At 71.2% G+C, this 26,034-nt stretch carries 20 protein-coding genes and 1 pseudogene; 6 read left to right on the top strand and 15 right to left on the bottom strand.

Annotated features, from left to right (window positions below):
* The first annotated feature begins 120 nt into the window (after positions 1–120).
* Complete coding sequence (locus tag ACFYWS_RS09760) at positions 121–354, top strand: hypothetical protein (RefSeq protein ID WP_389272113.1); 234 nt, start codon at positions 121–123, stop codon at positions 352–354.
* Between the two features lie 70 nt (positions 355–424).
* On the top strand, positions 425–832 hold the full coding sequence (locus ACFYWS_RS09755; protein ID WP_266722187.1) for a CoA-binding protein: 408 nt from the start codon (positions 425–427) through the stop codon (positions 830–832).
* Positions 833–851: 19 nt separating this feature from the next.
* On the opposite strand, the pseudogene ACFYWS_RS09750 reads toward ACFYWS_RS09755, so the two are convergent.
* Positions 852–1,725 (bottom strand): annotated as a pseudogene (locus ACFYWS_RS09750) (TauD/TfdA dioxygenase family protein).
* A gap of 253 nt (positions 1,726–1,978) precedes the next feature.
* Here ACFYWS_RS09750 and ACFYWS_RS09745 point away from each other — a divergent pair.
* Positions 1,979–3,226, top strand: coding sequence for an RNA-guided endonuclease InsQ/TnpB family protein (locus ACFYWS_RS09745; protein ID WP_389272109.1), 1,248 nt, complete (start codon positions 1,979–1,981; stop codon positions 3,224–3,226).
* A 117-nt stretch (positions 3,227–3,343) separates the two neighbouring features.
* Here the strand turns inward: ACFYWS_RS09745 and ACFYWS_RS09740 are convergent, their stop codons facing one another.
* The 9 genes from ACFYWS_RS09740 to fes all read right to left on the bottom strand — a co-directional run bounded on the left by ACFYWS_RS09740 (position 3,344) and on the right by fes (position 15,125).
* Complete coding sequence (locus ACFYWS_RS09740) at positions 3,344–4,174, bottom strand: class I SAM-dependent methyltransferase (protein ID WP_389272106.1); 831 nt, start codon at positions 4,172–4,174, stop codon at positions 3,344–3,346.
* A gap of 46 nt (positions 4,175–4,220) precedes the next feature.
* Positions 4,221–8,114 carry an amino acid adenylation domain-containing protein gene (locus ACFYWS_RS09735; protein WP_389272103.1) on the bottom strand — a complete coding sequence of 1,298 codons (3,894 nt, stop codon included), beginning with the start codon at positions 8,112–8,114 and terminating at the stop codon, positions 4,221–4,223.
* On the bottom strand, positions 8,111–8,350 hold the full coding sequence (locus ACFYWS_RS09730; RefSeq protein ID WP_389272100.1) for a phosphopantetheine-binding protein: 240 nt from the start codon (positions 8,348–8,350) through the stop codon (positions 8,111–8,113). Before ACFYWS_RS09730 ends, ACFYWS_RS09735 begins: the two co-directional genes overlap by 4 nt.
* Positions 8,347–8,988 (bottom strand): isochorismatase family protein, encoded by a 642-nt coding sequence (locus tag ACFYWS_RS09725; RefSeq protein WP_389272097.1) that lies wholly within the window; start codon positions 8,986–8,988, stop codon positions 8,347–8,349. Before ACFYWS_RS09725 ends, ACFYWS_RS09730 begins: the two co-directional genes overlap by 4 nt.
* Positions 8,989–9,003: 15 nt before the next feature.
* Entirely contained in the window at positions 9,004–10,641 is a 1,638-nt protein-coding gene (locus tag ACFYWS_RS09720; RefSeq protein ID WP_389272094.1) for a (2,3-dihydroxybenzoyl)adenylate synthase, read from the bottom strand.
* Complete coding sequence (locus tag ACFYWS_RS09715) at positions 10,638–11,828, bottom strand: isochorismate synthase (RefSeq protein ID WP_389272091.1); 1,191 nt, start codon at positions 11,826–11,828, stop codon at positions 10,638–10,640. Before ACFYWS_RS09715 ends, ACFYWS_RS09720 begins: the two co-directional genes overlap by 4 nt.
* A 110-nt stretch (positions 11,829–11,938) precedes the next feature.
* Positions 11,939–12,745 (bottom strand): 2,3-dihydro-2,3-dihydroxybenzoate dehydrogenase, encoded by an 807-nt coding sequence (locus ACFYWS_RS09710; RefSeq protein WP_389272089.1) that lies wholly within the window; start codon positions 12,743–12,745, stop codon positions 11,939–11,941.
* Positions 12,742–13,725, bottom strand: a complete 984-nt coding sequence (locus ACFYWS_RS09705) for an ABC transporter substrate-binding protein (protein ID WP_389272086.1) — start codon at positions 13,723–13,725, stop codon at positions 12,742–12,744. The genes ACFYWS_RS09710 and ACFYWS_RS09705 overlap by 4 nt, the downstream gene beginning before the upstream one ends.
* A 74-nt stretch (positions 13,726–13,799) precedes the next feature.
* Positions 13,800–15,125 (bottom strand): enterochelin esterase, encoded by a 1,326-nt coding sequence (gene fes / locus ACFYWS_RS09700; RefSeq protein ID WP_389272083.1) that lies wholly within the window; start codon positions 15,123–15,125, stop codon positions 13,800–13,802.
* An 85-nt stretch (positions 15,126–15,210) separates the two neighbouring features.
* On the opposite strand from fes, the gene ACFYWS_RS09695 reads away from it, so the two are divergent.
* The gene (locus ACFYWS_RS09695) at positions 15,211–16,263 is read left to right on the top strand and encodes a FecCD family ABC transporter permease (RefSeq protein ID WP_389272080.1); all 1,053 of its coding nucleotides are present in this window, start codon (positions 15,211–15,213) and stop codon (positions 16,261–16,263) included.
* Positions 16,260–17,333 carry a FecCD family ABC transporter permease gene (locus tag ACFYWS_RS09690; protein ID WP_389272077.1) on the top strand — a complete coding sequence of 358 codons (1,074 nt, stop codon included), beginning with the start codon at positions 16,260–16,262 and terminating at the stop codon, positions 17,331–17,333. Before ACFYWS_RS09695 ends, ACFYWS_RS09690 begins: the two co-directional genes overlap by 4 nt.
* 5 nt (positions 17,334–17,338) lie before the next feature.
* Here ACFYWS_RS09690 and ACFYWS_RS09685 read toward each other — a convergent pair whose 3' ends face one another.
* The 5 genes from ACFYWS_RS09685 to ACFYWS_RS09665 form a co-directional block, all read right to left on the bottom strand.
* Positions 17,339–19,369, bottom strand: coding sequence for an RICIN domain-containing protein (locus ACFYWS_RS09685; RefSeq protein ID WP_389272074.1), 2,031 nt, complete (start codon positions 19,367–19,369; stop codon positions 17,339–17,341).
* 60 nt (positions 19,370–19,429) lie between these two features.
* Positions 19,430–21,481, bottom strand: a complete 2,052-nt coding sequence (locus tag ACFYWS_RS09680; protein ID WP_389272071.1) for a beta-galactosidase — start codon at positions 21,479–21,481, stop codon at positions 19,430–19,432.
* 47 nt (positions 21,482–21,528) lie between these two features.
* Entirely contained in the window at positions 21,529–22,869 is a 1,341-nt protein-coding gene (locus ACFYWS_RS09675; RefSeq protein WP_389272068.1) for an ABC transporter substrate-binding protein, read from the bottom strand.
* Positions 22,870–22,935: 66 nt separating this feature from the next.
* On the bottom strand, positions 22,936–23,868 hold the full coding sequence (locus ACFYWS_RS09670; RefSeq protein ID WP_389272065.1) for a carbohydrate ABC transporter permease: 933 nt from the start codon (positions 23,866–23,868) through the stop codon (positions 22,936–22,938).
* A 6-nt stretch (positions 23,869–23,874) separates the two neighbouring features.
* A complete protein-coding gene (locus ACFYWS_RS09665) occupies positions 23,875–24,771 on the bottom strand; it encodes a carbohydrate ABC transporter permease (RefSeq protein ID WP_389272062.1) in 897 nt (298 codons plus the stop codon).
* Positions 24,772–25,001: 230 nt separating this feature from the next.
* On the opposite strand from ACFYWS_RS09665, the gene ACFYWS_RS09660 reads away from it, so the two are divergent.
* Positions 25,002–25,997: a LacI family DNA-binding transcriptional regulator gene (locus tag ACFYWS_RS09660; protein WP_389274045.1), complete on the top strand. Its 996-nt coding sequence runs from the start codon at positions 25,002–25,004 to the stop codon at positions 25,995–25,997.
* Positions 25,998–26,034 lie beyond the last annotated feature (37 nt).

Here is a 26,034-nt window from a genome sequence, read left to right as displayed (position 1 = left end):
CGTACACCCTGGTCACGATCATCGTGGAACGTCCCGACGCGATCAAGATCGCCATCATCTTCACCGCGGCGATCCTCGGAGTACCGGGACAAGGAGCACTGCCGGCGCGCGGACACGCCCATGCCGGACGACGGCCGGGTGCTGTTCCTGGAGGTCTTCGTCCAGGACTCCTCCGACTTCACGGAGGGCCTGCTCGTCCACGGCGACGAGAAGCACGGGGTGCGGCGGCTGCGGGTGCGCGGCCCCGGCGTCCCGCACGTCTGCTTCCACTGGACCGAGGGCCCGGTCACCCGCGAAGTGCTCCGCGGCTCGGAACCGGACCCGGAGCGCCGCCCGCGCGGGCACGTGGGCTGAGCCGGCCGGAATCCCCGCGCCGTCCGGGGAGTTATCCGTACGGATATCAGTCCCGCCCCAAGGAGGTCCCATGTACGGCGATCACGACACGGTCCGCAAGATCCTCACCGAGACCGGTGACACGTGGGCGGTGGTCGGCCTCTCCTCGAACCAGGCCCGCGCCGCGTACGGGGTCGCCGACGTCCTCCAGCGTTTCGGCAAGCGGATCGTGCCGGTGCACCCGAAGGCGGAGACCGTGCACGGCGAGCAGGGCTACGCCTCGCTCGCGGACATCCCCTTCCCCGTCGACGTCGTCGATGTCTTCGTCAACAGCGACCTCGCGGGCCCGGTCGCCGACGAGGCCGCCGCGATCGGCGCCAAGGCGGTCTGGTTCCAGCTCGGTGTCGTCGACGAGGCGGCGTACGAGCGGACCCGGGCCGCCGGGATCTCGATGGTCATGGACAAGTGCCCCGCCATCGAGATCCCCCGGCTCGGCTGACCCGGCCACCGCGGGAGCCTCACGTCTGCGCGAACGCCCCGTCCGTGGAAGCGCCGGAGGCGATGCCGTACTCGGGCTCCGGGACCGCCTCCGGCAGCAGCAGCGTCGAGCGGCGGCCGTCCACGCCGACCGGTACGTCGCCGTCGATGGTGACGCGGCGCAGGGTGCGGGTGTGGGCGTCGGAGTCGTCCACGCCGTAGTGCTGGGTGGCCCGGTTGTCCCAGATGGCGACGTCGCCCGCACGCCACTGCCAGCGGACGGTGTTCTCCGGTCGCTCGACGTGCGACTGGAGGATGCCGATCAGCGCGCGTGAGTCGCGGGCGTTGAAGCCGGTGAGCTTCTGTAGGAAGTTGCCGAGGATCAGGGTGCGTTCGCCGGTCTCTGGGGGCCTCCGGGCGGGCGGCCGCGGAGTCGTAGTCGTCGGTGTGCACGCCGCGCAGCAACGCCCGCAGGGATTCCGGGAGTTCGGCGTACGCGGCCGCGGTGTTGGACCACAGGGTGTTGCCGCCGTACGGCGGGACGACCTCGGCGCGCAGGATGGAGAAGGCGGGGTACGCGGGCACGAACGTGACGTCGGTGTGCCACTGGTTGGCGCGCCCGCCGTGCTCGTTGTCGATGCCGAGCGCGTAGCGGCCGTCGACGGACGGGACGGTGGGGTGGGTGACCGGGGTGCCGAGGAGGCGGGCGAACGCCTCGTGGCTCCCGGCGTCGAGGTGGTCCTGGTCGCGGAAGAAGACGACCTTGTGTTCCACGATGGCGGCCCTGACCGCGGCCACGGTGACCTCGTCCAGGTCTCCTCCGAGGCGGACCCCGGAGAGCACGGCGCCGATCCGGCCGCCGACCTTCTGGACGGTGACTTCGGGGGCTGTCGGCGCGGTGGCTGCGGCGGGCACGGTGGACGTCGTGGAGGGACCCCTTCACCGGACTCTGTCGAGGATGCTCCGGCGTTCACGCCGGGGAGGAATCGACTCCCGCCTCCGTGACGCGGAGCGTCGCAGCACCCGTATTTCCGGGCGCGGAGCCCGGTATCGCCACCGGGGCGAAGCCCCGGATAAGCGAACATCCGTACGTGCGTGTCCCTCGTGAAGTGGACACCTATACGCAATGGGCACGGGTGTACGTCAAGGGCGCCTACGGTCTCCTGTCATGACGACAGCGACGGGCCCTGACCAGGGTCAGGAGACCGGGGCGGCCGGGCACGCCCGGTTCACCTACCGGCTCCGAGTGTCGTCGAGTGCCCGCACCGCTCTGAACGCGGAGTGGGACCGCTGCCGCTGGATCTGGAACGAGTGCGTCGCCAAATCGAAGCAGACCCACCAGAGCAACAAGGCCCGGCCCGACGGGGCCGAGAAGCAGACCTGTGGCCCCGCGCAACTGGACCGGATGCTGACCGAGGCACGCAGGGCGACCCAGTGGCTGCGCGAGGGATCCTGCGTGCCCCAGCAGCAGACCATCCGGGACTTCGGCCGCTCCAGGACCAAGACGCAGAAGGACATCCTGGCCGGCCTCCCGGCCGTACAGCGCGCGGGGGTGCCTCGCTTCAAGAAGAAGCGCGAAGCGCTGCCGAGCCTGAACTACACCACCCGAGGATTCCGCCTCAAGGACGGACTCCTGCACCTCGCGGGCAACATTGTGCTGCGCCCGGTGTGGTCGCGCGAACTGCCGCACGCGCCCTCCAGCGTGCGGGTCTATCAGGACAGCCTGGGCCACTGGTACGCCAGCTTCGTCGTCCCCACCGCGGTACAGCCGCTATCCGAGACCGGGGCGGTTATCGGCATCGACTGGGGCGTGAAGGAGACCGCGACCACCACCAGCGACGCCCACGACCTCCCGCACCCCGAATACGGAAAGAACGCCCAGGCCAAACTGGGCCGCTACGACCGGATGATGGCCCGCCGCAAACCGGCCAAGGGCAAACCCGCCTCCAAGGGCTACCAGGCGGCCAAGAAGCTGCGGGCAAAGGCGTACAAGAAGGTCACCCGGCAGCGCCAGGACACCGGCCGCAAATGGGCGAAGTCCGTGGTCCGCGACCATGACGCGCTCGCCGTGGAGGACTTCCGCCCGAAGTTCCTCGCCAAGACCACCATGGCCAAGAAGGCCGCGGACGCCGCCATCGGCGCCACGAAGAAGGCCCTGATCGAGATGGGCCGCAAGCACGAGAGGGCCGTACACCTGGTCCACCCCGCGTACACCACGATGGACTGCGCGCACTGCATGACGAGAGCCAAGCATGCACTGCCGCTGGGGATGCGCACCTACACCTGCACCGCGTGCGAAACCGAGTCCCCACGGGACAAGAACTCCGCCCGCGTCATGCTCATCCGGGCTGGTCTCACCCCGGCTGGCGTCGATCGTAGAAGACCTGGCCAGGCGCCGCCTGGCCAGGCAGCGTGAGCCAGGAATCTCCCTGCTTCGGCTGGGAGAGGATTCAAGACCCTGCAATGCGTGCGACATGTGTTCCCAGCTGCGGGGCCGGCCGCGCTTCTCGTCACGGCGGCAGCTCCAGCACCGCTACCGGCGGACGGCGAGGCGGAGTTCCGTCAGGTAGCGCTTCGTGATCCGGCCGCCGTAGCGCGAGTCGATGAGCGTGCCGATGCAGTCGAGCAGGCCGGCGCGGGCGGCCGGGGCGAGGGCGAGGGTGCCCGAGTACGTGCCGAGGAGGTCCAGGTAGTCCGCGGTGCGGTAGGTGAGTTCGCGTTCGTAGCGGCGAAAGACGGGCGGTTCGAAGCGGTCGGCGCCGGGGAGCGCCGCGTTGCCCTGTTCGACGTTGCGGTTCGGCGCCTCCTGGCTGTCGTACGGGATGTCGGCGGCCGGGGTGAGGCGCAGGCCCGGCGGGGTCGTCGGGTCGAAGCGCAGGTAGCAGTCCTGGGCCTCGGCGAAGAAGTCCTCGGTGCCGCCCGCGACATGGTGGGTCGAGACGGTCGCGAGCGTGCCGCCGGGGCGCAGCGCGTCCGCGCTCTTGGTGATGCGTACGGCGGGGTCGATCCAGTGGAAGGAGGTCGCGGCGAGGACGAGGTCGAAGGGTTCGGGCGGCAGCGGCCACTCCTCGAAGGGCGCCACGTCGACCGTCACGTCGGGGTACGGCGCCAGGTCGGCGCGGGCCACGGCCGCCAGCTCCGCGCCGAGTTCGACGGCGACGATCCGGCAGCCGCGCTCCGCCAGCGGCACGGTCGCCTTGCCCGTACCGGCTCCGATCTCAAGGACGCGGCACCCTGGCCCCGCCCCGGCGAGGTCGGCGAGGTCGTCGAACATGCGGGGCGGGTAGCCGGGGCGGGCGCGGTCGTAGCGTTCGGCGTCCTGGGCGAAGGTGGCGCGCAGACGTTCACGTTCGGTGTCGGTCACCTGGGCACGGTACGCGCCGGATCACGGAGTCGCGCCCGCTCCGGAGTCAGTCCCCCAGTTCCTTCAGGCGGTGTGCGAGCGCCGCCGCGATCTGCTCCACGTGCTCCTCCTTGAGCAGCTCCGGGTGGGTGCACGGCAGGTCGTGGTTGGTGATCTCGCCCGTGATGTGCGGGCGCCAGGCATCGCGGGTCAGCCAGTTCTCGGGGCGCGGGGCGGCGGCCGTGAAGAACAGGACGTCGCCCTCGTAGCGGCGGTGGTCGTGGGCGCGCATCATGCGGGCGTGGTTGGGGACGATGTCGACGATCCGGGAGAGCGTGCTGTCCTTGAGGCCGGCGAGGGGGCTGCCCGCCTTGCGCAGGGTGGCCAGGACGTCCTCGCGGTCGGCCTCGTCGGTGCGCTCGAAGCCGGCCATCCGCAGGACGGCGGTGAGCGCGTCGCCCTCCTCCGGAGCGGGGCGTTCGCGCCACTGCTCGGCGGGGAACGCGTCGAGCAGGGCGAGGAGTTCGACCTGCTCGCCCGCCTCCTGGAGCAGCACGGCGACGGTGTGCGCGAGGATGCCGCCGACCGACCAGCCGATGAGCCGGTACGGGCCGTGCGGGCGGATGAGGCGGATCTCGTTCACGTAGTCCGCCGCCTGCTCCCACAGGGTGCCCGGCAGTGCATCGTCCGAGGTGAGGCCGCGTGCCTGGAGTCCGTGCACCGGCTGGTCGCGGTCGAGGCGTGCGGTCAGGCCCGCGTAGCACCAGGAGATGCCGCCCGCCGGGTGGATCGCGAAGAGCGGCGGGCGGGTGCCTTCGCGGCGCAGCGGCAGTACGACACCGAGAGCGTCCGTGGACACGGGTGACGCGTCGTCGATACGTGCCGCGAGCGCGGCCGGTGTGGGGGATTCGAAGAGGGAGCCGATGGTCAGCTCCGCTCCGAGTTCCTCGCGGACCCGGTTGACCAGGCGTACCGCGAGCAGCGAGGTGCCGCCCAGGTCGAAGAACGCGTCGTCGGGGCCCGCCCCTTCGGCGTCGAGCACCTCGGCGAAGAGGCGGGTGAGCGTCTCCTCGCGCGGGGTCGACGCACGTCGGGCGCCGCTACCCGTGAACACGGGTGCCGGGAGTTCGCGGCGGTCCAGCTTGCCGTTGGGGCTCAGCGGGAACGCGTCGAGCGGGACGATCGCGGACGGCACCATGTGCTCGGGCAAGGTGCGGGAGAGCCCGGCGCGCAGCTCCGCGGGGTCGAGCGATGCCCCTGTCACGTATCCGACGAGGCGGTCGTCCAGGACGAGTGCGCAGGAACCGTCCACGCCTTCCAGCGCCGCCAACTCGGCCTCGATCTCGCCGAGTTCGATGCGCTGGCCGCGCAGCTTGATCTGGTGGTCGGTGCGGCCGAGGTACTCGACCTCGCCGTGTTCGGTCCAGCGCGCGAGGTCGCCGGTGCGGTACATGCGCAGGCCCTTGTACGGCGTGAAGGGGTCCGGCACGAAGCGCTCGTCGGTCAGCTCGGGACGATTCAGGTAGCCGTCCGCCAACTGCCTTCCCGCCAGGTACAGTTCGCCGGTCACGCCGGGCGGGCACGGCTGTCCGGCCGGGTCGAGGACGTAGAGGCGGGTGTTCCACACCGGCCGGCCGATGGGTACGGGTCCCGCACCGGACGGCGCGCACGCGTGGTACGTGACGTCGACGGCGGCTTCCGTCGGGCCGTACAGGTTGTGCAGGGCCACGCCGGGGAGCGTGCGCGCGAAGGCGTTCGCCGTCTCCCGGGGCAGCGCCTCGCCGCTGCAGAAGACGCGGCGCAGGGCGCCCGCGCACGAGGCGGCGGCCGGTTCCGCGAGGAACACCTGGAGCATCGACGGCACGAAGTGGCAGGTCGTGACGGCCTGTTGGCGGATGATCCGGGCCAGATACGCCGGGTCCTTGTGGCCGCCCGGCTCGGCGACGACGAGCGTCGCGCCTTCGCGCAGCGGCCAGAAGAACTCCCACACCGACACGTCGAAGGAGGACGGTGTCTTCTGGAGGACGACGTCGGCGGCCCCGATGCCGTACTCGTGCTGCATCCAGCGCAGCCGGTTGTCGATCGCGGAGTGCGGGACGACGACGCCCTTGGGCCGGCCGGTCGATCCCGAGGTGTAGATGACGTACGCGGGGTGGGCGGGGGTGAGCGCGCGGCCCGGGTCGACGGTGGCGTGGGCGGAGAGGTCGAGCCCTTCGAGGACGACGAGCGGTGTGCCCGCGTCGCCCGGGAGCCGGTCCGTGACGTCGGTGACGGCGCAGACGGGATCGGCGTCCTGGAGCATGTACGTGAGGCGTTGCTCGGGGTACTCCGGGTCGAGCGGCAGATACGCGGCGCCGGACTTGAGGACGGCGAGGAGCGTCACGATCAGTTCGGCCGAGCGCGGGACGGAGACCGCGACGAGTCGGCCGGGTGCGGCTCCCAGCGCTTGCAGGTGGCGCGCCAACTGGTTGGCGTGCGCGTTGAGTTGGGCGTACGTGAGGACCTTGCTGTCGTACACGAGCGCGGTCGCGTCGGGGGTGCGGGCGGCCTGTGCCTCGATGGGGCCGATGAGGGTGGTGGGCGGCAGGTCCCGTTCGGTGCGGTTGAACTCGTCGAGTACGAGGGCGAGTTCGGCCGGTGTTGCGATGGTGTGCGTGGCGAGCGGGGCCTGCGGGTCGGTCTCGGCGAGGCGGCCGAGGAGGTCGAGGAACCGGGTCTGGTGCGCGGCGAGGTCCTCGGCCTCGTAGAGTGCCGGGTTGCCGTCGTGGTCGATGCGCAGGCCGCGGCCGTCGGCGCGGTCGTAGATGTTGACCGTGAGGTCGTCGACGGGTCCTGCCGACAGGTTGTGGGCGCGGGCCGGGGCGCCCGCGAACTCGGCGCCGTAGTCGAACGGCATGACGTTGACGAGCGGTCCGACGAGGCCGCGGCTCTCGCCGAGCAGGCCGAGGTCGCGGCGGATGTCCTCGTAGCGGTAGCGCTGGTGGCGGCGCACTTCCCGTACGCCGAGGACCACTTGGCGTACGAGTTGCGCGAAAGTGGCGTCCGGGGTGACGCTCAGGCGCAGCGGCAGCACGTTCATGACCATGCCGGGCACGCGCAGCGCGACCGAACCCATGCGGCCCATCATCGGGAGGCCGAGGACGACGTCGGAGCGGCCGGTGGCGCGGGAGGTGTAGAGGGCCTGCGCGGCGATGAGGACGTCGGGCCAGGTGGCGCGGGTGCTCGCGGCGAGTTCCTTGAGCCGCTCGGTCGTCTCCGGTGCGATCCGTGCCGTACGGCGGTGGAAGGTGCGGGACGGGAGCGCGCCGCGGCCCGCGAGCCGGGGCGCCTCCGGGCGGTCGGCGAAGGCCTCGCCCCAGTGCGCGCGGTCGGCGGCGAAGGCGTCGCAGGCACGGTACTCGGCGTCGACGGCCAGCAGGTCGGCGAGAGTCTCGAAGGCGCGGGGGCCGGGGTCGTCGCCGCGCACGAGTGCCGTGTAGATCGTGGCGGTCCGGCCGACGAGGAGGGAGTAGCCGAAGCCGTCGATGACGAGGTGGTGGATGCGCTGGTACCAGAGCCAGCGCCGCTCCCCCACGCGGAACAGGGCGTGTCCGAACAGCGGCCCCTCGGCGAGGTCGCAGGGTTCGGCGAGGTCGGCGCGCATCCAGGCCAGGGCCTCGTCCTCGCTCAGGTCCTCGCGAACGGTCAGCGGCAACTCGACGCTGCCGCACACCCGTTGGCGGGGTCCGTCGGGGGTGTCCTCGACGCGGACGCGCAGGGCGTCGGCCTCGGTGACGACGCGGCGCAGTGCCTCGGCGAAGAGGTCCGGGTCGAGTTCGCCGTCGATCTCCAGGTACTCGGCGGTGTTCTGCGCGGGGCTGAGCGGGTCGAGCGCCTGGGCGAACCACATGCCGGACTGGGCGGAGGTGAGCGGCAGCACGAGGTCTCGGGCCTCGGTGTGCTCGCTGACAGTTGCGGTCATGAGGCGGCCACCCCCAGGATCTTCGCCCAGGCCTCGATGGCCGGCTGTTCGGCGAGGTCGACGAACGAGGCGTCGGCGCCGTGGTCCCTGCGCCAGCGCTCAAGGAGGGTCATGACGCGTACGGAGTCGAGCCCGTAGTCGACGAGGTTCTCGTCGAGGGGTATCTCGGCGGGGTCGTCCTCGCCCAGGCAGTCGGCGACGTCCTCGCGGATCTGCTGAACGGTGAGGGTGGTCATGCGGCCCGTACCTCCTCGATGAGCTTTTCGGTGGTGGTGACGACGGCGCAGCGGCCCGCGGCCCAGCGCAGCGCCATGTCGTGGTCCTCGCGGGTGAAGTCGGCGACGGCGTCGGCGACGACGAACGCCTGGATGTCCCGCATCCACGCGTCGGCGGCGCTGACCAGCACGCCGATGTGCGCGTACACGCCGACGATCACCAGCTGGTCGCGGCCCGACTTCCGCATCAGCTCTTCCAGTTCGGTGCGGACGAACGCGCTGTACTTCCACTTGGTGAGGACCGTGTCGCCGTCCTCGGGTGCCACGGTCTCCGGCATGGCGAGGGCGGCGGGGTCGTCGGCGACGCCGGGGCCCCAGAAGTCGAGCTGGAGCCCGCGTTCCTCGGGGGTCTGGCCGCCGCGCTGGGCGGAGTAGTACACGGGGACGCCGAGGCCGCGGCTCTCCTTGAGCAGCCGGGCGGTGTTGTCGAGCATGCCGGTCAACGGCTGTTCGGCTTGCGGGTACTTGGCGAGGAAGTGGTGCTGGAGGTCGTGCACGAGCAGCACGGCGCGGGCCGGGTCGACGGTCCAGGGAACGCGGTTCGCGGGGAGCTCTTCGGGGGTCGGGAGCGGGTAGGCGGCGATGGCGGGCAGGGCCATGGTGGGGGAAACCTCTCAGTGCTGCTCGGCGGCGGACCGCTGGTGCTTCTTGGCTGTCTTGCCGATGCCGGTCTGCGGGAAGGCGTCGACGAATTCGACGAGGTCGGGCACCTTGTACGCGGCCACGCCCCGCTCCCGTACGAAGCGTTTGACGGCGACGGACCTCAGGGGTTCGGCGCCCGCGCGCAGGATGACGTAGGCGAGGGAGCGTTCGCCGAGGTACTCGTCGGGGACGCCGACGACGGAGACGTCGTGCACGGCGGGGTGGGCGAGGAGGATGTTCTCGATCTCCTCGGGGGCGATCTTCTCGCCGCCCCGGTTGATCTGGTCCTTGGCCCGGCCCTCGACGACGAGGTGCCCGGTCGGGGTGCGGCGCACGATGTCGCCGGTGCGGTAGAAGCCCCCAGCCGTGAAGGAGCGGGCGTTGTGCTCGGGGGCGCGCCAGTAGCCGCGGATGGTGTACGGGCCGCGGGTGAGCAGATGCCCGAAGCCGCCGTCGGGGACGTCCCTGTCGGCGTCGTCGACGACGCGCACCTCGTCGTCCGGGGAGATGGGCAGCCCCTGTGTGGCGACGATCGTCTCCGGATCGTCGTCCAGGCGTGTGTAGTTGACGAGTCCTTCCGCCATGCCGAAGACCTGCATCAGGCGGCAGCCGAGGGCGGGTTCGAGGCGGCGTGCGGCTTGTTCGCTGTATTTGGCGCCGCCGACGAGGACGAGTTCCAGGGTCGACAGGTCGTGGGCGGTGCCGGCCGCGGAGTCGGTCCAGACGAGGGCGAGCGGCGGGACGAGCCCGGTCATGGTGATCCGCTCGCTCGCGACGAGCGGGAACGCGGTGTCCGGGTCGGTCGCGGGCGCGAGCACGACGGTGCCGCCCGCGTACAGCACGCCGAGCCAACCCGGGCTGCTCATCGGGAAGTTGTGGGCGGCGGGCAGGACGACGAGGAAGCGGGTGTCGGCCTCGACGCCGCAGATCTCGTTGGAGCCCCACAGCGAGTACATGTAGTCGTCGTGGGTGCGCGGGATGAGCTTGGGCCGCCCGGTGGTGCCGCCGGACAACTGGAGGAAGGCGAGCTCGTGCGGCTCGGGACCGTCCAACTCCACTGGTTCGACCGGGACTTCGGTCAGTGCGGTGTGCTCTGCGGGGTCGTCCCCGACCACGAACACGTGCTTCAGGCTCGGAGCCCGGTCCCGGACCTTGCTCGCGAGCGCCCGGTGGTCGAAGCCCGCGTGCCGGTCGGGGATCACGTAGGCGACGGCCTCGGTGAAGGAGCAGAAGTACGTGATCTCGCTCTCGCGGTGCGCGGGCAGCGCGTACACGGGGAGCGCGCCGATGCGGAACAGGGCGAAGACGACCTCGACGAACTCGCCGACGTTCGGCAGCTGGACGACGACGCGGTCGCCCTTGCGTATGCCGCGCGCCACGAAGCCGGCGGCCAACCGGTCCGCCTGGTCGTCGAGTTGGCGGTAGGTCCAGGTGCGTCTGGGCGGGGCCGGGTCCACGAGGGCGATCCGGTCGGGGTGGGAGGCGGCGCGTTCGCGCAGCACGCCGCCGAAGGTCTCGCCGCGCCAGTACCCGGCGGCGCGGTAGCGCTCGGCGTACTCGTCGGGCCAGGTCGGCGCGTCCACACCGGGGGTGAGAGGGCTGGTGCTCACAGGGCAGCTCCTACGGCGTTCAGGAAGGTGCGGAACTTCGCGCCTGTCTCGGCGGTCTCGGCCTCGGGCGAGGACTCGGCGACGACCCCCGCGCCGGCGAACAGGCGCAGCAGCCTGCCCTCGGCCTCGGCGCAGCGGATGGTGACGACCCACTCGCCGTCGCCGTCCGCGTTCTGCCAGCCGACCATGCCGGTGTAGGCGCCGCGGTCGAACGGCTCCGATTCGGCGATGACTTGGCGCGCGAGGCCGGTCGGTGTGCCGCACACGGCGGGGGTGGGGTGCAGGGCGGCGGCGAGGTCGAGCGCGGTGGTGTGTCCGGGGGCGGAGAGTTCGCCGGTCACGGTGGTGGAGAGGTGCCACATGGCGGCGGTCCGTACGAGGGTGGGGCGGGCCGGGACGTCGATGGTCCGGCAGAACGGGGCGAGGGCCGCGCGCACCGCGTCCACCACGACGGCGTGCTCGTGCAGGTCCTTGGCCGATTCGAGGAGCGCGGCGGCGCGGCGCACGTCCTCGGCGAGGTCGGCGGAGCGCGGGGCGGAGCCCGCGAGGGGGTTGGCGGTGAGGGTGGATCCGGCGCGGGACACGAGGAGTTCGGGGCTCGCGCCGATGAGCGTACGGCCGGGGGCGCTGGGCACCGCGAAGGTGTAGCCGGCCGGGTCGCGGCGGGCGAGGCGGCGCAGCATCGCGGGGAGGTCCGGGGCCTCGGGGGCGGTCAGTTCGAGGGTGCGGGCGAGGACGACCTTGTCGAACTCACCGGCCTTCATGCGCTCGACGGCCGCGGCGACGGCGGCTCCGTACACACCGGACTCCGGGACCTCGCGCACGGACCACTGGGTGCCGGTGTGCGGCACGGGCAGCGCGATGAGCGGATCCTCGCGCAGCGGCGGCGCCCACCGCACGGTCTCCGGTACGGCGAGGGCGGGAGCCGCGTCGGGGGCGAAGGGCAGGGCGCCCATCACGACAGGGTTCGGGTCACCGGCACTGCGCCGGGAATCGAGCAGCGCACGCACACGCGGACTCAACGGGCCGTCTCTGTGCGGGAGTTCGGCGATGACACCACGCCCGAGGAGGGTGCGGTGCGGGGTGGCGAGAAAGCGGTCGGTGACGGGCGCGTACTCGTCGAGCAGCGCGGTGGCGGACCCGGGCGAGACGAGCTCGGGCACACTGGGGCTGACGACCGTGGTCATGAGTATCTCCAAGGGTGGGGGCCTTCAAGAACAGGGGCACCATCAAGCCCCTGCGGCGATTGAGCAGCGGGGTCCGGGGCGGAGCCCCGCGACGTGGGAACGGCTCCCGGTCACCCGCGAAGGGTCGCCCCGCCGTCGACGTACAGGTCCTGCATCGTGATGTGCCGGGCCCGGTCACCCGCGAGGAACGCGACCGCCTCCGCGATGTCGCCGGGATCGGCGATGCGGCCGAGGGGGATGCCGGTGCGGTGGGCGGCGAGGTCGCCCTCGATGACGGAGCGGGCACCGGCCTGCGCGTCGCCGCCGGGGGCCGCATCCCACATGGCGCGCTGCATGTCGGTGAGGGTCGAGCCGGGGCAGACGTTGTTGCAGCGCACGCCGTGTGCGGCGACCTCCAGGCCGAGGCATTTGGTGAACATCGTGGTGGCCGCCTTCGACGCGGCGTACGCCGCCATGCCGTGGCGGGGGATGCCGGCCGCGTTGGAGGCGACGGTGACGATGCTGCCGGCGCCGCGCCGTGTCATCCGGCGGGCGGCGGCGCGGGAGACGTGCATGGCGCCGTTGGTGTTGACGGCGAAGCAGGCGGCCCAGTCCTCGTCGGTGAGGTCCACGACGGGTGAACCGCGCAGGATCCCGGCGACGTTGACGGCGATGCCGAGGGGGCCGAGGGTGTCCTCGGCATCGGCGACGAGCGCCTCGACGGCCGCCGCGTCGGTGACATCGAGGGGGCGGGCGACGACCTGTCCTTCGGCGTACGGCGCCGCCACCTTGGCCACGGCGTCCGCGTCCAGGTCGGTGGCGAGCACGCGGGCGCCGCGGCCGGCGAGCGCGGCGACGACTGCCTCGCCGATCCCCCGGCCCGCCCCCGTGACGAGGGCGAGCCGGCCGGCCAGGTCCTTGACCGTGGTCGGGGTCACTTGTCGAGCGCCCCCTTGATGTCGTCGAGGACGGTCTGCGCGGCGAGCGGTCCGCCCGCGCTGTTCCAGGCAGAGCCGTCGATGACGACGATGTGGGCGTCCTTCTCGGCCTTCAGCTTGCCGAAGTTGGTGACCTTCCGAGCCTCGGCGTAGGCCTTCTGGCTGTCGTCCTTGCTGCCGAGGGCGCCGAGGAACATCCAGTCGCCGTCGATGGTCGCGAGCTTCTCCGGGGAGACCGGCTCGCTGTGCCCGGTGCTCGCGCCCTGCTGGTCCTTCGGCCGGTCCATGCCGAGCGCCTTGAGCGTCGAGCCGACGTGCCCCTCGCCCTTGCCGACGACGGAGGGCGCGCCGTCCTGCCAGCGGATGACGGAGACGGATTCGCCGGCGTTGTCGCCGAGCTTCTTCTTCGTGTCGGTGACCTGCGTGTCGAAGTCGGCGAGCCACTTCTCGGCGTCGGACTTCTTGTTGAGGGCGTCCGCGGTGTCGGTGAACGCCGTCTTCCAGTCCTCGTTGAGCTTCGCGGTGACGACGGTCGGCGCGATCTCCTGGAGCTTGTCGACGGTCTTCTTCGCGCCGGTCGTCTCGTCGAGGAGGATCAGTTCGGGCTGGAGCGCGGCGAGCTTCTCCATGTCGGCCTCGGCGACGGAGGCGACGACCTGCGACTTCGCGGCCTTGTCGGCGAGGTACGAGGACACGCCCTGCTGGCCGCGGCCGGCGGTGGTGCCGACCGGCTCGACGCCGAGGGCGAGCGCGGCGTCGAGGGTGGGTTCGCTGAGCGCGACGACCTTCTTCGGGTCGCTCGGCACCTTGACCTCGCGGCCCTGGGCGTCGGTGAGCTGCCGCGTCTTCGACGCGGACCCGGCCTTCTCGGCGCCGCCGGCGTCGTCTCCGCCGTCGCTGCCGCAGGCGCTCAGCAGCAGGGCGCCCGTGACGGCGGCGGCCGGTATGAGGGCGGCTCGGCGGATTCTCTGGGAGGACATGTGCGTAGGGCTCCTTAGGGCAATGAGCTGGGAGAGGTGGTGGGTGAGAGTGGGGGGAGGTCCGAGGGGCCGCGTCAGGCGGGGGTGGCACCCAGGAGACGGATCAGGGCGTCGACGAGGGCGACGTGCCAACAGGCGTAGTCGTGGCCGCCGTTGAACTCGTTGCGGGTGACCTGGTAGCGGGCCGAGTGCAGCGTGTCGTAGAGCGTGCGGCAGTGGTCGACCATCGTGCCCTCGTGCAGGCCCGCGTCGAGGTGGACGGTGATCGGCGCGGGGTCGGCCTCCGCGTACTGGGCGACGATCCACGGCACGCCGAAGATGTGTTTCTGTACGACGCCCGGCGGCAGGCTCGGCCGCCACCACAGCGAGGGCGACTGGGCGACGACATGGCCGAAACGGTCCGGTCGCAGCCGTCCCGCGTGCAGGGCGGCCAGGCCGCCGAGGCTCTGTCCGGCGACGACGGTGCGCGCCGGGTCCGTGGCGAGGGGCCAGCGGCCCGCCGCCCACGGCAGCAGTTCGTCCGCGAGGAACTCCACGAAGGCGTCCCGTGCGCCGAGTTCACGGTGGCGGGTTTCCCGGTCGACGGCGTCCGGCGCGAGGACGGCCAGCGGCGGCAGCAGGCCGTCGGCGATGAGGGCGTCGAGGGTGTGGTGCAGGCCCAGGCGGCCGAACCACATGTCGCCGTCGCAGAGCACGAGGACGGGCAGCCGTTCCGCGTCACCGCGGGAACCAGTGGGCATATATACCCATACGTCGCGTTCGCTGCTCGCATCGCGTTCGCCGCTCAGTGCCGCGGCGCCGACCCGGTGCCGTTCGACGCGCCCGGCGGGCACGGTGCCTCGCCGTTCGGTCCACGCCGGGGCGGGGGCCTCGGGCAGGGCGAAGACGGAGCTGTCGCCCGCTCCCCAACGGGTAGGCAGGCGGCGAGAGTTGAGCGGATCGTGCGCCGCGTGCGCCGCGAGGGAGCGCAGCCGCGCCTGCAACACCTCCGGGTCCTCGGGCGGTTCCTTGGCCGAGATGTCGGCGGCGATCCGATACGAGGCGCGGTGGTCGGCGCGCAGCCTCAGACCGAAGTGCCAGATGTCGGTGCCGGCGACCTGTTCCATGAGGGAGCCCGCGAGGTGGGCGCGGTCGCCAAGGTGGCTCACCATGAGCAGCACCTGCCGGGTGGCGCGGTGGCCGCGCCACAGAAAGGTGACCGCCCGGTGGTCGGGTTCACCGTCGAGCTCCTCGACGAGCGGCGTGCCGCGGGCGGCGGCCTCCCGCCAGAACTCCTCGGCGATGTGTGCGCGTTGAGCGTCGTCGGCCGCGGCGATGCGCTCCTCAAGGCGCGCGACGCGGGCGCCGGTGACGCGGTCCGGCCGGTGGTCCGGCAGGGCGGCAACGGACTGGACGCTCATGTCTCCTCTTCCTCCGGAACCTCCGGAAGCTCTTCTGTCGACGTAATTGTTAGCAGATGAACTTAGGTTAGCCTAAGCTAAGCACATGCCCGCAGGAATACGACTCCGCCCCGGCGGAACACCACAACTCCCGGCCACCGGGCCGCGCACCCGCCCACCCCGCACCGCCGGACTCCTGACAGGCCTGGCGCTGCTCGTCGCGGCGGCCGCCCTCTCCCTCGCGGTGGGCACCGAACACCTCGCGCTCGGGCAGGTCTGGAGCGGGCTCTTCTCGCCGTCCGGCTCCGCCGACGACAACATCGTTCGTGAACTGCGGTTGCCGCGCACGCTCATCGGCATCGCCGTGGGCGCGGCGCTCGGGCTCGCGGGCGGCGTGATGCAGGTACTGACCCGCAACCCGCTCGCCGACCCCGGGCTCCTCGGGGTGAACGCGGGTTCGTCGGCCGCCGTCGTCACCGCGATCAGCGTGTTCGGCATCACGTCGTTCACCGGATATCTGTGGTTCGCGCTGCTCGGCGCCGCCGTCGCCGCCATCGTCGTCAACGCCCTGGGCGGCACCCGGTCGGCGACGCCGGTGCGCCTCGCGCTCGCCGGCACGGCCGTCAACGCGGCCCTGTTCGGCTACGTCAACGGGTTGCAGCAGTGGGACCTGAGCACGCTCGACTCGATGCGCTTCTGGTCCGTCGGCACCCTGGAGAAGCGCGACCCCGAACTCCTGCTCGGCGCCCTGCCGTTGCTGATCGCGGGCACGCTCCTCGCGTTCGCGCTCGCCCGGCCGCTCGGCGCCCTCTCGCTGGGCGAGGACCACGCCCGCGCGCTCGGCACCTCGGTGCGGCGCACCCGGGTCCTGTCAATCGTGGCCATCACGCTGCTGTGCGGCAGCGCCACCGCCGTGTGCGGGCCGATCGGCTTCGTCGGCCTGATGATCCCGCACGCGGTCCGCGCGTTCACAGGACCCGATCCGCGCTGGATGCTGCCCTACTGCGCGCTGTTCGCGCCCAGCCTGCTGCTCGTGGCCGATGTCATCGGCCGGGTCGTGGTGGCGCCGTCGGAGATCCAGGCGGACATCGTCACGTCGTTCATCGGCGGGCTGATCTTCGTCCACCTCGTACGTCAGCGGAAGGTGGCCCAGCTGTGACCGCCGTGAAGGACCAACCCCGCGTGCTCAAGGCCGAGTTGGGCCGGGGAAGGCTGCGGGCGGGACGGCTGTCGGTCCGCTTCGACCCGCGTACGGTGCTCGTCTGCCTGGCGCTGATCGTGGTCACGGCGTGCCTGGTGGTGCTCTCCGTCGGCACGGGCACGTACGAGCTGTCGCCCATGGAGGTGCTGCGGACGTTCGCGGGCAGCGGGCCGCCCGGCGCCGAGTTCATCGTGCTCGACCTGCGGCTGCCGCGCGCCGTCGTGGCGGTTCTCGTCGGCTTCGGGACGGGCATGGCGGGCGCCGTCTTCCAGTCGCTCACCCGTAATCCGCTGGGCAGTCCGGACATCATCGGGTTCGGCAACGGTGCGTCGGCGGGGGCGCTCGTCGCGATCATCTTCCTCGACGCGGGCGCCGCGCAGACCGCGCTCGGCGCGCTCGTCGGCGGCTTCGCCACGGCCGCCGCCGTCTATCTGCTGGCCTGGCGCCGGGGCGTGCACGGCTACCGGCTCGTGCTCGTCGGCATCGGGGTCTCCGCCGTGCTCGGGGCGGCGACCAGCTTCCTCTATATCCGCGCCGACATCGGCAAGGCGGCACAGGCGGCGAGCTGGACGATCGGCTCGCTCAACGACCGCGGCTGGACCGAGGCCAGGACGGCCGCGCTCGGACTGATCGTCTGCGTCCCCGTGGTCATGGTGTTCGGACGCCGCCTGACGATGCTGGAGATGGGCGACGACACGGCGGGCGCCCTCGGTGTGCCGCCGGAGCGCAGCCGTCTGATCCTGCTGTGCGCGGGCACGGGCCTGACCGCGATGGCCGTCGCCGCGGCGGGCCCGATCCCCTTCCTCGCCATGGCCTCCCCCCAGCTGGCCCGCCGCGTCACCCGCGCGGCGGGACCGAACGTGCTGCCCGCCGCGTGGATGGGCGCCCTCCTGGTGACAGCGGCCGACCTGCTGACGCAGCGGGTGACCGGTTCGGCGCTGATGCCGGTGGGCGTGGTGACAGGTGTGGGGGGCGGGCTGTTCCTGGCGTGGCTGCTGCTGCGGGAACGCAGGGCACACCACGTCTGAGCCGGTCAGGACGTCACATCGGTGACCCTCCACCTCTGGTTGGCGCCGGAGTTGGGCTGCCACGTCCCGACCGGCGCGCCCTCGTCCGTGGCCTGCCCGCCGACCTCGACGAGGCGGCCCGTGCCCGCGTTGACGAGGGTGTACGTGCCGTCACCCGTCGTTGACAGGAGCCACTGGGCGGCCGCGTCCCGCTCATCCGTGTCGGGTTCGACGACCAGCACACCGTCGCGGGCGGCGAGCCGCTTGCCGTCGGCGGCGCTGGTGAACACGTGCCGCCTGCGGCTCGCGGGACCGTCGCCGCTGATCCGCGCGAGCCGCCACCGCTGGCCGGCCGCGCCCGACGTGGACCTGATGACGAGCGTGCCACCGCCGTCGGCGACGGTGAGGGCCTTGCCGCTCTGCACACCCGTCAGCTCGTAGGTGCGCCCCCGGCGCAGCTCGGCGGCGTCCCTCGCCACCCCGGAGACACCCTTGACCAGGAAGGTGGTCACCGACTGCGCGGGCACCGTGAAGCTCGCCGTTCGCCCGGTGACCGTGACCGGCGCCTGTTCGGCCAGCTTGCCGTCCGTGCTGGTCACGACCGGGGTGACGGTCGCACCTCGGCGTACGGTCGCGAACCGGGACAGGTCGAGCTTCACCGTGCGGGCACTCGCGGTGCTGTTGACGTGCACGACGGTGGCGCCGCTGCCGCCACGGGTGACGGCCGCCGTACTGCTCGTGTCGTCGACCTTGATGAGGTGGTCGCCCGGCCGTATGTAGTGGGTGAAGTTCCGGGCGGTGTCGAACTTCGTGTTCGTGTGGACCGGGCAGGTCTCCAGGGTGTCGTCGGGTCCCGCGCTGAAGGAGACCTGGACCTCGCCCCAGTTGCCGCCCTTCGCGGACTCGCCGCCGGGCTTCATGTTGTCCCAGTCCTCGACGGGCTGCCAGAACACCCAGGCGCTGGGCTCCAGTTCCCGCAGATCGTCGACGATGTGCTGGGCGAGCCCGAGGCCGGGCCGCATGTCGGTGAAGGACTGTCCGTCACCCCAGTCGCCCTCGACCTCGCTCATCCACAGCGGTTTGTCCTCGGCCTTGGCGAGGTCGCGGACGGAGGTGCGGCCGCCGGTGCCGTACGTGTGGACGTTCATCTGGACGACGTCCCGCTTCACGTCGGCCGGATAGCTGGTCCAGTTCGTGACGAAGGTCGTCGGGTTGGTCTCGTCCATCGCCGAGACGGCGGCTGTCGTCCGTGCCTTCTTCAGCGCGGCGTCGAGCGCGGGCACGAGCTTCTGCTGGAGCCCGGGACCGATGTGACAGCCCTCCTGGCGGCCGCCGGTCGGATTGCCGTCGGCGCCCAACTTCGTACCCCAGTAACTGGTGTTGGGCTCGTTGCACGGGTCGACGGTCTTCACCTTGATGCCGTGCGCCTTCTCCAGGCGGCGCGTCGCCCCGGCCAGGTAGGTGGCGAAGTCGCCGACGGACGCCTCCTTCAGCTGGTCCTTCGACGCGTCGAAGCCGCCGGAGACGTAGCCGCTGACCGTCATGAAGTACGGCGGGGAGTTGGAGAACGTCTCCCAGTGGGTGATGTCCTTCTTGATCCGGTCCACCCACCAGCGCTGGGGTGCGTCGGCGTCCTCGTTCCAGTGGTCCTCGTCGCCGGGGTCCCACCAGTCGGTGTCCGTGCGGGTGGTGCCCTCGGGCGCCTTCCACCAGCCTTCGACGGCGCCGCCCGCCCTCAGGTAGTCGGGGACGTCGGGGGCGTTGCCACCGCCGATGTTGTAGCGGGCGATGTTCAGGGCGAGGCCGTCCCGTCCGAAGACGAGGTCGGCGATCCTCTCGCGGATCTCGTCCGGGTAGTGCCCGGTGGCGTTCGCGAACCAGACCAGGCTGGTGCCCCACCCCTCGAACCTGTCCTGCTGGTACGAGGGGTCGGGGGTGACCGTGACCGTCGCCGCGGTGGCCGCTGCGACGAACCGAGCGGCCGAGATCTGGGTTCCCGCGGCCGCGGCCGTGGCCGCGGCGATGCCGATGAACCGTCTGCGGGTCAAGCGCGCCAACGTGAGCTCCCTACGTCGTGGTGTGAGTGGGGGTGTCGGTGGTGCCGAACGGTGCAGCAACTAGGGGGTGGTGGCCACGGGTTGCCGCAGGACGGCAACCTGACGAGGTGCCAGAACAAGGTCCTGACCCGCCGGTCCGACGAGGACCTCCCCGGTGAGACCCGGTAGCGCCACCCGCTCGTCGCCCCGGTTGACCAGGAAGACATAGCGGTGCTCGGCGTCGCGCCGCACCATCTCCTCGACCAACCCCCGTGCCTGCTCCGGGAGTTCACTGCCCACCCCGGCGGGCGCGAGCAGCTCCGGCAGCAGCACGGTGAGCCCGTCGACACCGAGACGGGTGGAGACGTACGAGGCGGAGCCGCGGCCGGTGCCGCGCCGGGTGACGGCCGGGCGGGACGCGTACGTACCGGTGCGGTAGCCGGCGAGGACCTCGACGTCCGTGCCGGTGACGGAGATCCGGTCGGTCCACAGGCTGCCGGTGGTGCCGTTGTCCAGGTCGACCCTGTCACCGTCGAGCAGCGGCCCGAACTCCTCGATACGGATGCCGAGGACGTCACGCAGCGCGCCCGGGTAGCCGCCGAGCCACACATGGTCGTTCTCGTCGACGATCGCGGAGAAGTACGTGGTGACGAGGTGGCCACCGCCCTCTACGTAGCGGGTGAGCTCCTTGCCGAGCGACTGCGGCACCACGTGCAGCACGGACGCGATCACGACGTCGTACGCGGACAGGTCGGCGTGGTGCGCGGGCACCACGTCGGCGCGGATGCCGAGCCTCAGCAGCGCCGAGTACCAGTCGAGGGCCTCGCGGTGGTAGTCGAGGCGGGAGCTCGGGTGGGAGTCCTGCTCGCTGGCCCACCACGAGTCCCAGTCGAAGAGGATCGCCACGCGCGCGGGTTCGCGCCCGCTGCCCGCGATCGGGGCGAGCGCATCGAGCGTGCCGCCCAACTCGACGACGGAGTGGAAGAGTTCACTGTCGGCGCCGGCGTGCGGGAGCATCGCCGAGTGGTACTTCTCGGCGCCCGCCGCCGACTGCCGCCACTGGAAGAAGCAGACGGCGTCGGCGCCGTGCGCGACGTGCAGCAGTGAGTCGCGGGCCAACTCCCCCGGTTTCTTCGGCAGGTTGACGGGCTGCCAGTTCACGGCGCTGGTGGAGTGCTCCATCAGGAACCAGGGACGGTGTCCTGCGATGCCGCTGGTGAGGTTGGCGGAGAAGGAGAGCTCGTCGCGGGCCTGCGGGCCGGGGATGACGTAGTGGTCGTTGGCGACGAAGTCCACCTCGCCCGCCCAGTCCGCGTAGTCCATGCCCTTGGTGCCGGGCATCACCATGAAGTTGGTGGTGACGGGGGTCTCCGGGGAGAGCTCGCGCAGGATGTCGCGCTCGGCCAGCAGATGGTCCTTGAGCGCGTCGGAGGAGAACCGCTTGAAGTCGAGCTGCTGCGTCGGATTGGGGTGCGAGGCGGCGAGCCGCGGCGGCAGGAGCTGCTCCCAGTCGCTGTAGCGCTGCGACCAGAAGGCTGTCCCCCAGGCGTCGTTGAGGGCGTCGAGCGTGGTGTAGCGGCGGCGCAGCCAGAGGCGGAACGCGCGGGCCGCGTCGTCGGAGTAGTCGTAGACGTTGTGGCAGCCCAGCTCGTTGTTGACGTGCCAGGCCACCAGGGCGGGGTGGTCGGCGTAGCGGGACGCGAGCCTGCGGACGAGGCGCAGGGCATGCTCACGGAAGACGGGCGAGGTGGGCCGCCAGTGCTGCCGGGCGCCAGGCCACAGCGTCTCGCCGCTCGCGGTCACCGGCAGGATCTCGGGGTGCGCGGCGGTCAGCCATGGCGGCGGGGACGCGGTGGCGGTCGCCAGGTCGACGCCGATGCCGCCCGCGTGCAGCAGGTCCATGATCTCGTCGAGCCAGCCGAAGTCCCAGGTGTCGGCGGTGGGCTGGATCCTCGCCCAGGAGAAGATGGCGAGGGAGACGACGTTCACCCCGGCCTCGCGCATCAGTCGGATGTCGTCCGCCCACACCTCCCGTGACCACTGCTCGGGGTTGTAGTCGGCGCCGTAGCCGAGGCGCCGTGCGCCGTCCGAGCCCTTCGCGTACGGGAAACGGGGGGTGAGGGGGGCGACCATGAACGTCCTTCCAGGAGTGCGGAGTTGAGGCGGTTCGCCTGAGGGCTCTACTTGTCGACGGTGAAGCCCTGGTCGGTGCCGTACTTGACGGACGCGTCCTGCCAGGACTTCAGCCCGGCGGTGAGCTTGGTCGGGGAGACGTACGCCTTGCCGACGGTGTCGTTGAAGATCGAGTTGGCGTACACCTGGAACGGGAGGTACTTCCAGTCGGTGGGCACGCTCTTCGCGGACTCGGCGAAGATCTTGTTGGCCTTCTGGCCGCCGAAGTACGGGAACTCGGTGTTCTGGAACGAGGACGAGTTCAGGTCCTTCGTCGTCGCGGGGAACGCGCCGTTCTTGATGCGGGTCTGCACGCCGGCACCGGAGTTGGCGTACTCGACGAAGGCGTAGGCGAGTTCCTTGTTCTTGCCGAGTTCGGGCAGCGCGAGCGAGCTGCCGCCGTTCTCGGAGCTGGCGGTCGCGCCCTTTTCCCACTGCGGCATGGGGGCGACGCGCCAGTCGCCGGAGGCGCCCTTCACGCCGGAGGCGAAGTTGGCGGGCATCCAGGCGCCGGTGGGCAGCGTGGCGATGGTGCCGTCGCCGAGGCCCTTGTACCAGTCGTCGGTCCAGCCGGTGACGGGCGAGACGAGCTTGTCGTCGATCAGCTTCTGCCAGGTGTCGGTGTACTTCTTCGCGCCCGCGTCGGTGAAGTCGATGCCGACCTTGGTGCCGTCGACCTTGTACGGATGCGAACCGGCCTGCCACAGCAGGCTGGTGGTCAGGCCCGCGTCGCCGACGTCGCTGGTGATGTACGCCTTCGGGTCGGCCTTGTGCAGCTTGCGGGCGGCCTCGACGTACTCGTCCCACGTCGTCGGGACGGCGATCTTGTGCTTGTCGAAGACCTTCTTGTTGTAGAAGAGCGCCATCGGCCCCGAGTCCATGGGCAGGCCGTAGACGCCGTCGCCGGACTTCACCGAGTTCCACGGCCCCGGCGAGTACGAGTCCGCCAGCTTCTCGGCGCCGTAGGCCTTGAGGTCGGTGATCTGCTTCGTCAGGGCGTACTGGCCGAGGGCGTAGTACTCGATCTGCGCGACGTCCGGGACGCCCTTCTTCGCCGAGATCGCGTTCGACAGGGCCTTGTACTGGTCGTTGTTGGTGCCCGCGTTGACCAGCTTGATGTCGACCTTCGGGTACTTCTTCTCGAAGTCGGCGGCGACCTGCTTCAGGGTGGGCTCCCACGCCCACACCGTGACGGTGCCGCCCTTCTTCAGGGCGGACTCGAGGTCGGCCGAACCGACCTTCTTGTCACCGGAGCCGCCGTCCTCGGAGCCGCCGCAGGCGGTGGCCCCGAGGGCGAGGGCACAGAGGAGACCTATGCCGCGCAGGACGCGGCGGGAGTGCTGGGACATGGCGATGGCTTCCACTTCTTTGTGGTCCTACGGACGGTGTGCCAGGTACGGACTCCGGCGCCGCGCCTACTCCTTGACGCTTCCGGCGGAGAGACCCGACTGCCAGTACTTCTGGAGCAGCAGGAAGGCGGCGATCAGCGGCACGATGGTGAGCAGCGAGCCGGTGAGCACGAGATGGGGGATCGCCTCGCCGCCGGCCGTCTGCGACTGCTTGTTCCAGGAGTCGAGGCCGAGCGTGAGCGGGTACCAGTCGGGGTCCTTCAGCATGATCAGCGGCAGGAAGTAGTTGTTCCAGGTCGCGACCGTGGTGAAGAGCAGGACGGTGACGGTGCCGGGCGCGAGCAGCGGAAGGGCGACCTGGAAGAAGGTGCGCAGCTCGCTCGCGCCGTCGATGCGGGCGGCCTCCATCAGCTCGGCGGGGATCGCCTCGGTGGCGAACACCCACATGAGATACAGGCCGAAGGGCGAGATCAGCGACGGGATGATGACGGCCCACGGGGTGTCGGTGAGCCCCATCTTGCTGAACATCAGGAACGTCGGCACGGCGAGCGCCGTACCGGGTACCGCGACCGCCCCGATGACGACGGCGAACACGGCGCGCTTGCCCGGGAAGGCGAACTTGGCGAGCGCGTACCCGCCGAGGACCGCGAGGAAGGTGGCCCCGCCTGCACCGACCGCCACGTACAGGAAGGTGTTGAGGAGCCAGCGGCCGAAGACGCCGTCCTGGTACGTGAAGGTCGTGGCGATGTTGTGCCAGAGGTCGAAGTCCGCGTCGAACCAGAGGCCGAACGAACGGGCCAGGCCCTGCTGGGACTTGGTGGCGCTGATCAGGAGCCACACCAGCGGCAGCAGGCTGTAGACGAGGACGACGCCGGTGAGCACGGTCAGCAGGACGCTGCGCCGGGGCCGCCCGACGGGGCGTCGCCGTACGGTGCGCAGGCGCGGGGCCGTGGACTTGATCGGCGCCGTGGAGGAGGGCACGGAGGTGGTGGTGGTCATCGCGGCTCACACTCCCTTGCGCATGCCGCGCAGCTGGACGACGTAGGCGACGATCATCGTGATCACGCCCATGACGATGGCGACGGTCGCCGAGTAGTTCTGCTGCTGGCCCGCGAAGGACAGCGAGTACGTGTAGTAGTTCGGGGTGTAGTCGGTGGTGATCGCGTTCGGCGCGAGCTTCTGGAGGATGGCCGGCTCGTTGAAGAGCTGGAAGCTGCCGATGATCGAGAAGATCGTGGCGATGACGAGGGCGCCGCGGATCGCGGGGAGCTTGATGGCGGTGATGACGCGCCACTGTCCGGCGCCGTCGATCTCGGCCGCCTCGTACAGGGAGTGCGGTACGACGCGCAGCGCGGCGAAGAAGATCAGCATGTTGTAGCCGACGAACTCCCAGGTCACGATGTTGCCGAGGGAGGCGAGGACCAGGTCGGCGGAGAGCGGGTCGGGCATCTTCGTGCCGAACGCGTCGCCCAGGTCACCGACGAGGCCGTAGCGCGTGCCGTACATGAAGCCCCACATGAGGGTCGCGACGACGGCGGGCACCGCGTAGGGCAGGAAGACGGTGATCCGGAAGAAGTCCTTGCCGTAGAGGCGGCCGCTGTCGATCGCCAGGGCGACGAGCAGGGCGATGCCCAGCATGACCGGCACCTGGATCAGCAGGAACAGGCCGACGCGAGCGACTCCCTCCCAGAACTGGCCGTCCTGGAGGGCCTGTTGGTAGTTGTCGAGGCCCACGAAGGTGGTGCCACCGATGAGTTGCGTACGGAACAGGCTCAGGTAGACCGAGTAGGCGAGCGGCGCCAGGAAGACCAGGGCGAAGACGAGTACGAAGGGGCCGATGAACCCCCATCCCGTCCATGAGCGGCGCCGCCTCAGGGCGACCGGCGGTTGCAGCGTGGTCATCTCGCGCCCCTCACTCGTCCATGCGTCACGGGCCCATGTTTGCGTAAACATCGCTGAGCGCGGGGGTCCCGACAACTGTTATGTTTGCGTAAACATTCGGTGGCGGCATGTCTACACTGCCCCGAGGACGACGGTCAAGAGTCGGTGAGGGACACGGTGACACGGTGACAACCAAGGAGAGCAGCGAGAGCGCCCCGCGGCGCGGCAGGCGCCGTACGCAGAACGCGTCGATGGCCGATGTCGCCCGGGTCGCGGGCGTCTCGTCCCAGACCGTCTCCCGCGTCTCGAACGGCTTCCCCGGCGTCAACGAGGAGACGCGGGACCGGGTCCGCGCCGCGATGAAGGAGCTCGGCTACCGCCCCAACAGTGCGGCGCGGGCGCTGAAGCGGGGCGACTTCCGCACCATCGGCGTCATCACCTTCACGCTGTCCACGACGGGCAACATGCGCACGCTGGAGGCGATCGCCACCTCGGCCGCGCAGGAGGGCTACGCGGTCACACTGCTCCCGGTAGCGGTGCCCACGCAGGACGAGGTGCGCGGCGCGTTCTCCCGCCTCGGCGAGCTGGCGGTGGACGCGGTCATCGTCATCATGGAGGTCCATCTGCTCGACTCGGCGCGCCTGTCGCTGCCGCCGCACGTGAAGGTCGTGGTCGCCGACTCCGACGCCGGCGACCGTTACGCGGTGGTGGACACGGACCAGGCGGGCGGCACCCGCGACGCGGTGCGCCACCTGCTCGAACTGGGCCACCGCACGGTCTGGCACTTGGCGGGGCCGTCCGAGTCGTACGCCGCCCAGCGCCGAACGGACGCCTGGCGTACGGCACTTGAGGCCGCTGGCCGCGCCGTCCCGCCGCTGGTACGGGGCGACTGGTCGGCCGAGTCCGGCTACCGCGCGGGCCTGCGCCTCGCCGAACAGGCCGACTGCACCGCGGTGTTCGCGGCGAACGACCAGATGGCGCTCGGCCTGCTGCGGGCCCTTGAGGAGCGCGGCCGCAAGGTCCCCGATGACGTCTCGGTGATCGGCTTCGACGACATCCCCGACTCGGGCTCGTATCAGCCGCCGCTCACCACGGTCCACCAGGACTTCGCGGAGGTCGGCCGCCGCTGCGTACAGAGCGCGCTGCGCCAGGTGCGGGAGAGCGGGACGGAGCACGGGACGACGCTGGTGCCGACGCGGCTGGTGGTGCGGGAGAGTACGGGGCGGCCGGCCGCCCGACGGGGGTGAGGCGGCGCGTCAGACCGCGTGCGGGAAAGCACGGCGC

The organism is Streptomyces sp. NPDC002795, assembly GCF_042888725.1.
Taxonomy (GTDB): domain Bacteria; phylum Actinomycetota; class Actinomycetes; order Streptomycetales; family Streptomycetaceae; genus Streptomyces.
The sequence above is the reverse complement of the archived record's forward strand: the minus strand, read 5'-3'. Positions and strand labels throughout refer to the sequence as shown.

Bases quoted from the DNA above. Each gene is read 5' to 3' on its own strand.
- ACFYWS_RS09760 (WP_389272113.1), top strand. From the start codon at position 121: ATGCCGGACGACGGCCGGGTGCTGTTCCTGGAGGTCTTCGTCCAGGAC.
- ACFYWS_RS09755 (WP_266722187.1), top strand. From the start codon at position 425: ATGTACGGCGATCACGACACGGTCCGCAAGATCCTCACCGAGACCGGT.
- ACFYWS_RS09745 (WP_389272109.1), top strand. From the start codon at position 1,979: ATGACGACAGCGACGGGCCCTGACCAGGGTCAGGAGACCGGGGCGGCC.
- ACFYWS_RS09735 (WP_389272103.1), bottom strand. From the start codon at position 8,114: ATGACCGCAACTGTCAGCGAGCACACCGAGGCCCGAGACCTCGTGCTG.
- ACFYWS_RS09730 (WP_389272100.1), bottom strand. From the start codon at position 8,350: ATGACCACCCTCACCGTTCAGCAGATCCGCGAGGACGTCGCCGACTGC.
- ACFYWS_RS09725 (WP_389272097.1), bottom strand. From the start codon at position 8,988: ATGGCCCTGCCCGCCATCGCCGCCTACCCGCTCCCGACCCCCGAAGAG.
- ACFYWS_RS09715 (WP_389272091.1), bottom strand. From the start codon at position 11,828: ATGACCACGGTCGTCAGCCCCAGTGTGCCCGAGCTCGTCTCGCCCGGG.
- ACFYWS_RS09705 (WP_389272086.1), bottom strand. From the start codon at position 13,725: ATGTCCTCCCAGAGAATCCGCCGAGCCGCCCTCATACCGGCCGCCGCC.
- fes (WP_389272083.1), bottom strand. From the start codon at position 15,125: ATGAGCGTCCAGTCCGTTGCCGCCCTGCCGGACCACCGGCCGGACCGC.
- ACFYWS_RS09695 (WP_389272080.1), top strand. From the start codon at position 15,211: ATGCCCGCAGGAATACGACTCCGCCCCGGCGGAACACCACAACTCCCG.
- ACFYWS_RS09680 (WP_389272071.1), bottom strand. From the start codon at position 21,481: ATGGTCGCCCCCCTCACCCCCCGTTTCCCGTACGCGAAGGGCTCGGAC.
- ACFYWS_RS09675 (WP_389272068.1), bottom strand. From the start codon at position 22,869: ATGTCCCAGCACTCCCGCCGCGTCCTGCGCGGCATAGGTCTCCTCTGT.
- ACFYWS_RS09670 (WP_389272065.1), bottom strand. From the start codon at position 23,868: ATGACCACCACCACCTCCGTGCCCTCCTCCACGGCGCCGATCAAGTCC.
- ACFYWS_RS09665 (WP_389272062.1), bottom strand. From the start codon at position 24,771: ATGACCACGCTGCAACCGCCGGTCGCCCTGAGGCGGCGCCGCTCATGG.
- ACFYWS_RS09660 (WP_389274045.1), top strand. From the start codon at position 25,002: ATGGCCGATGTCGCCCGGGTCGCGGGCGTCTCGTCCCAGACCGTCTCC.